Origin of the sequence: Streptomyces flavotricini (genome assembly GCF_020639365.1) — a bacterium.
Lineage (GTDB): Bacteria > Actinomycetota > Actinomycetes > Streptomycetales > Streptomycetaceae > Streptomyces > Streptomyces flavotricini.
In genome coordinates this window covers 1-6,012 of record NZ_JAINUL010000026.1, presented here as the reverse complement: position 1 = coordinate 6,012, position 6,012 = coordinate 1, and the positions used below count along the sequence as shown (strand labels likewise).

5 protein-coding genes are annotated in these 6,012 nt (G+C 73.1%); all 5 read right to left on the bottom strand.

Going from position 1 to position 6,012, the window contains the following annotated elements:
- Positions 1 to 596 (bottom strand): SidA/IucD/PvdA family monooxygenase (locus tag K7B10_RS40450; protein ID WP_229346047.1); only part of this gene is annotated, 596 nt, incomplete at its 3' end.
- Positions 593 to 1,873 carry an ATP-grasp domain-containing protein gene (locus K7B10_RS40445; RefSeq protein ID WP_229346045.1) on the bottom strand — a complete coding sequence of 427 codons (1,281 nt, stop codon included), beginning with the start codon at positions 1,871 to 1,873 and terminating at the stop codon, positions 593 to 595. The genes K7B10_RS40450 and K7B10_RS40445, both read right to left, overlap by 4 nt.
- On the bottom strand, positions 1,870 to 3,222 hold the full coding sequence (locus K7B10_RS40440) for an MFS transporter (protein WP_229346043.1): 1,353 nt from the start codon (positions 3,220 to 3,222) through the stop codon (positions 1,870 to 1,872). Before K7B10_RS40440 ends, K7B10_RS40445 begins: the two co-directional genes overlap by 4 nt.
- Complete coding sequence (locus tag K7B10_RS40435; RefSeq protein WP_229346040.1) at positions 3,219 to 4,313, bottom strand: NAD(P)/FAD-dependent oxidoreductase; 1,095 nt, start codon at positions 4,311 to 4,313, stop codon at positions 3,219 to 3,221. Before K7B10_RS40435 ends, K7B10_RS40440 begins: the two co-directional genes overlap by 4 nt.
- Positions 4,310 to 5,845 (bottom strand): class I tRNA ligase family protein, encoded by a 1,536-nt coding sequence (locus tag K7B10_RS40430; protein WP_229346037.1) that lies wholly within the window; start codon positions 5,843 to 5,845, stop codon positions 4,310 to 4,312. The genes K7B10_RS40435 and K7B10_RS40430 overlap by 4 nt, the downstream gene beginning before the upstream one ends.
- Positions 5,846 to 6,012 lie beyond the last annotated feature (167 nt).

Below are 6,012 nucleotides of genomic sequence, written 5' to 3'. Positions count from 1 at the left end.
CGCACCGGCTCGTCGCGCGCGATCCCCGCGATCCGGGTCCGGTACTGGGCGCTGTGGATCAGCCGGTCGGCCGGCAGGCCGGCGAAGACCTCCGGAACGCGCGGGTCGCGGCCACCGCCGACGACGAGGTCCCGGCAGCGGATCTCGTCCCCGTCCGTCAGCAGCACGCTCCACCCGGAGACGGAGCCGTCCGCGGCCAGCACCGGGTCGACACGGGCGGCCCGCGCCCCGTACTGGATCCGCACCCGCTTCAGCGAGGTGGCGACCCACTGGAGGTAGTCGGAGAACTCCCACCGGTACGGGTGGAAGGTGCCCAGGTTGATGAACTCGTCCAACCGGCCCTGTTCGTGGAGGAAGTTCAGAAAGGTGAACCTGCTCGACGGATTCCGCAACGTCACCAGGTCCTTCAGGAAGGACACCTGGCTCCGCGCCCACGGCATCAGCAGATCGCGCTGCCACTTGACGTCCGGACTCTGCTCCAACAGCAGCGTTCCGTCCGCCAGTTCGGCCGAACCCGACTCCTCGATGGCCACTGCGAGCGCCAGATTCGCCGGGCCCGCGCCGATCGCCAGTACTCCGGCCTCCCGCACCGTCACGCTTCCTCCTCGATGTCGATCCGGACCGCGGCCGCGGCGGCCTCGGCCCGCCGCAGCGCCTCGGCAGAGCTGTCGGCGGTGGCCATGACGATCCCCGCCCGGTCCCAGGAGTGGCGCAGCCCCGTGAACCGGTCACCCGGCTCGGCGGTGACCGCGACCAGGAACACGCCGTCGACCCGCCGGGCGTCCTCGACGCCGTGCACGGCCGCGACCCGGCCCGGCCCGGCGGCCAGGAACCGTACGGCGGCTCCGCCCTTGGCCCGCCGGGGCAGCCCCACGGGCGGGTCCTCGCCCCTGAGCACCGCGTAGTAGCTGCGCATGAGCTCTACGGGGTAGGCCAGTTGGATGGTGTCGACGATGCCCCCGCCGGCGAGCCGGCCCGCGCATTCCACGAGGTGCGGGACACCGCCGGAAACGATCCACTCGCAGTGCACGATCCCGTCGCGGAAGCCGACGGCCGCGACCACGCGAGCGGTCTGCGCGCCGAGCGTCCGCGCGAGCTCCTGGGGTATGTCGGCCGGCACGATGTGCGCCATCTCCACCGGGTGGGGCCCGGGGAAGAGCTGCTTGCCGGTGACGTTGACGAACAGCGGGTGTCCGTCGCGTACGAGCATCTCGACGCTGAACTCCGGCCCGTCGAGGTACTCCTCGGCGAGCATGGACAGTTCCATGGGCCGGTCGGGGACGAAGACGCCCTCGTCCTGGACGAGGCAGTCCGCCCATGCCCGTTCGACCTCGGCCGGGTCGCGGATCACCCGGGTGCCCACGGCGGCCTGACGGTTGGCGGGTTTCAGCACCACGGGCCCGTCCCGGCCGCCAAGGAACTCCCTCACCCCGTCGGGGCCGTTCACCCGGACGCTCGCCGGGTTGGCGATGCCCGCCGCCGCGCTCACCCGGCGCAGCAGCGCCTTGTCGCGCAGGATCTGCGCTGCCCCGAGGCCGGAACCGGGCAGACCGTAGCGCTCCGCGAGGCGGGCGGCGAACGGGGTCGCGTACTCGATCGCCGGAACGATCGCGACGGGGGCGAGGTCGGGGTGGGCGTTGTGGAACTCGTCGGCCTTGCCGGCCAGGTGGTACTCCCACTCGATCAGGCCGCGGACGAACGCCACCCCGTCGAGCTGCTCGCGCACGTGCCGCTTGCGGACGACGTCGGGCTCCTCGATGTAGATCACCGAGTCGTCCGGCTGGAACTCCCCGATCGCGGCGAGCGTGACGCCCACGAACCCCACGATCAGGACCGGCCCGGTGGCCGTCCGCGGCTGCCGCCGGTCGCTCATGAGGTGCCTCCCACGACTTCGGGCTCGCCCTCGGTGCGCGGGCCCGCGTCCTTGGCCGGGGCCGGCTCGGGTGGCTGCCGTACGCCGGCCAGGGCGAGGAATCCGGCCGCGGCGGTCACGATCCCGCACAGCAGCCAGAACCCGCCGCCGAGCCGGGTCCAGAGGAAGACGCCGAACAGTGGGGCGAGGGCGGAGGCCGCCCCGCCGACGGCCTGCATGGTGCCGATGTAGCGGGCTTTGACCGCCGCGGGGAAGGTCGCCGGGTGGGCGAACATGCTCGGGGCGGCGATCATGATGCCGAAGACGACCAGGACGGCTCCGGCGATGGTGAACGCGCCGGACCGGGAGGACAGTCCGTAGACGGCGAGGCCGACGGCCTCCACCAGGTGGCCGGTGATCACCCGTACGTGCTTGGGCAGCCTGCTGAGGTACGCGGTGATCTTGAGCTCGCAGGTGATCAGGACGACGGAGGACACCGTGAGCACCGTGCTGTAGAAGCTGGTCGGGTAGTGGTCCGCGGCGAGCTGCAGCGGGAGGGCGATGTGGCCCTGGGCGTAGGTGAGCGAGCCGAGCAGGATGGCGCCCAGGTAGAGCAGGTACTTCCGGTCGCTGAGCATCGCGGCGTACGCGGAGCGGCTGTCGGCGGCCGGCGCGGCGGCCTCCGCCTCGGTCTCGGTCTCGGTCTCGGTCCCGGCTTCCGAGGCTGCCGGCACGGCGCCTTCCCGATTCGCCTCCGCCTGCGCCTGCGCCTGCGGGACCTGCTTGGGGAGCAGGGCGAAGGCCAGCAGGGCGTAGACCAGCGCGGTCCCGCCGTCGATCCAGAAGAGCAGGTCCCAGTCGACCAGGATGACGACCGCGGCGATCAGCGGGGCCAGCGCGGCGCCGATGTTCAGCGCGATGCGCATCATCGAGAACGCCATGACCTGGTACCGCTCCGGCATCAGGTCGCTGAGCAGCACGGCGGCCGCCGGCCGGTACGCCTGGGTGAACAGGCCCGCGAGCCCGACCACGACCAGCAGCGGCCACAGCGTCCCCGGCCCGCTCAGCCAGGAGATCGAGCCCACCAGCGGGGCCGAGGCCGCCATGGCCGTCATGATCGTGGTCCGGGGGCCGAACCGGTGGGTGATCTCGGCTCCGAGCATCGTGCCGAAGATCGAACCGATGCTGTACGCGACGAGCGCCAGTCCCGCCGCGCTGACCGACGCGCCGCGGAAGGTCAGGTACAGCACGAGGAACGTCTGGACGAACGCGCCGAGTTGGTTGACCAGTACGCCGCCGAGGAGATAGCGGACCGGTGTCGGAGTCGCCTTCAGCGCGTCGAACACCCGGACCGGAGCATCGTCCGTCATGCCGCCCCTTCCCTGAAATCCCTCAAGTCGTCCAAGCTGCCCCGGTCGTTCAAGACGCCGGCGATGTGGCCCGCGACGAGCGGAGCCGAAGCGAATCCGGAGCCGCCGCACGCGGCCCGTGCCCAGACGGCGGGGCCCGCACGGACCAGCCGCGGGCCGCCCGTCTCCGCGTCGGCCGCGTAGTGGCAGGTCTTCACGGCCGCCACGGTGTAGCGGTCCAGGCCGGTCAGGGGGGCCGCGGCGGCCAGCCGCTCCGTCCAGGGCGCCTGGTCCTCGGCGTCGCCGTCCGCGGTGGTGTCCACCGCGCGGCAGACCGCGTCGGAGCTGATCTTCAGGAGCGTGCCGTCCCCGGGCGGCACCGCCCACCCCCGGCCGTCCGGGCCGAGGCCCCCGGCCGCGGGGGCCCGCGCCCACCACCGCGCGGCGTCCGGCGGCGGGTGCAGGTAGACCATGGTCTGGCGGTGCAGTACGACCGGCTGCTCCCCGACCAGGTCGCGGGTCCACGGGCCGGCCGCGACGAGGACGAGATCGGCGGCCTGCCGCTCCCCGCAGGACAGCCGCACCCCGGCGCGGTCCGTGTCGATCCCGGTCACCTCGCGGTACGGCCGCAGCGTGACCGCCGGATGCGCGCCGAGCCACCGGACGGCGGCCTCCAGGGCCCGGGCGGCGAGCAACACCCCGCCTGCCGCGTCCAGTACGCCGGCCGAGTCCGGCGGGAACTCCAGGTACGGCAGCTCCCGTGGTTCCACGGTCCGTACGCGGGTCCCCGCCTCGGCGGCCGCCGAGGCCAGCGCCGGGAGGCGCTCGCGGGGCCAGGCGCGGACCACTCCGACCGGACGGAACAGGCGGGTCCCGAACAGGTTCTCCAGTTCCCGCCAGCGGCGGTGGGCCGCGGTCATCCTCCGGGTCGCGTCGGCGTCGTCCGGGCCGAGGGTGCGGATGACCCGGTGCTGGTCGTACGAGCCGGACCGCGGATTGGGGATCGGTCCCCGGTCGAGCACGCTCACCCGGTGCCCGGCCAGCGCGCACTCCACCGCGGTCAGCAGCCCGGTGACGCCCGCCCCCACGACCACGACCGCCGCCGCGCTCACCGCCGCGGCTCCGCCAGGCGCGGCAACCGTACGGGGGTGAACTCCGCGGCGTGCGGCGCGGCGGGGATCACGCGGTCCGGGAGGGCCTGCCCGGCCAGGTCGATCAGGAGCGGCGCGGCGCAGCGCAGGAACACGTCGACCTCGTGGCAGAAGTCTCCGGCGTCGACCGGTCCCGCCGCCCACCGGTCTAGCCGGGCCAGCTGCTCGGACAGGGTGAAGGCGGCCGCGCTCAGGTTGAACCGGCGGACGTCGTAAGCGGCGGCGAAGCGCTCCAGGACGCGCGCGGCCGCGTCCCGGGACCGCTGGGACACCGGGAGCGGGCCTTGGCCGGCCCAGCGGTCGATCTTGTCGGCGACCCGGTTCCACGGCTGTACGAGCCGTTCACCGGTCACCCGGTCCAGTGCCTCGCGGGTGAAGTTGGTGCGCTGGAAGTCCGGGCTGGTCGCGGCGAGATGGAACCGGATGACGTCCCGGGGCACCTCGGCGGCCAGCTCCCGGCCCGACACGACGTGGCCGCGGCTCGTGGAGAACTTGTCGTGGTCGAGCTCGTAGAACTCGTTGGTGACGAAGTGATCGGGCAGGACGTAGCCGCCCAGTGCCTCCAGCATGGCCGCCCCTACGACGGCGAAGGCGAACCCGGCGTCCGACCCGAAGAAGTACACGACCTTGTTACCGGTCTCCGAGAACCACAACTCGTCATCGGATGCCACCACTTCGCCGCGCTGCTCGGCGGCCAGCGCGGTGCCGTGCATGCTCCACGCGATGGTCTCGGCATCCGCGTAGATCACCTGGCCGGCGACCTCGGGGAAGGGCGCGGGGATGCCCCAGGCGATGGGGAGCGTGACGGGGTAGTCCGGGAGCGGCCGCGCGAGGATCTCCTCGATCATCTGCGCCAGGCGCGGGCGCATCGTCGCGCTCTGCCGGGCGAAGTACGCGGTGAGCGCCTCGCGGTGGTCTTCGAGCGGCAGCACCAGCACCTGCTGCTCGCGCAGTTCGACCGGGTCCTCGGGGTGCAGGGTGGAGCGCGGGTCGATCAGGTCGCCGGAGGCGATCCAGTGGCCGCAGTTCTCGCAGAGCCCGGCGCACCCGTCGGCGAGGCACACCGGGCAGCCCCCGCGGACGTACGCGTCCGTGAGGAACTCGCCGGTGCGCGGCGCGTACGGGAACATGACGCCCTGCAGACGGAGTTTGCCGCGGCCGTGCAGGCGCTCGAAGAAGGTCCGGACCGTCTTGACGTAGCGGTCCCCGAACCTGACGAACCCGTCGGGCACGATGCCCATGGCCGTCAGGGTCTCCTCCACCTGCCCGGCCGAGCGGACGCGCAGCTCTTCCGGCGCCACGCCCAGTCGGCGGGCGGTGGTCACGATGTAGTTCTGCGTGAAGTGCACGCCCGTGCCGAACAGCACGTCGTGGCCCGCGGCGCGGGCGTACCGCGCGCAGACGTCGGCGGCGAGGAACGGGCCGGCCAGGTGGCCGAGGTGCAGGTCCCCATTGGCCGTCGGGCCGGGGGCGATGACCAGTGTCCGCTCCATCAGGCGCTCCTGGATCCGGTGCCGCCGGCGCGGCGGGCGAGAAGGTCGGTGAGGATGTCCCGGGAGCGGTGGGCGAGGACGCTGATGAGGGAGTCGGCGATGCCGTGGGTCTCCTCGTTGACGCCCTGCAGGTACACGGCTCCCCAGGCCGACTCGCCGAGTTCCAC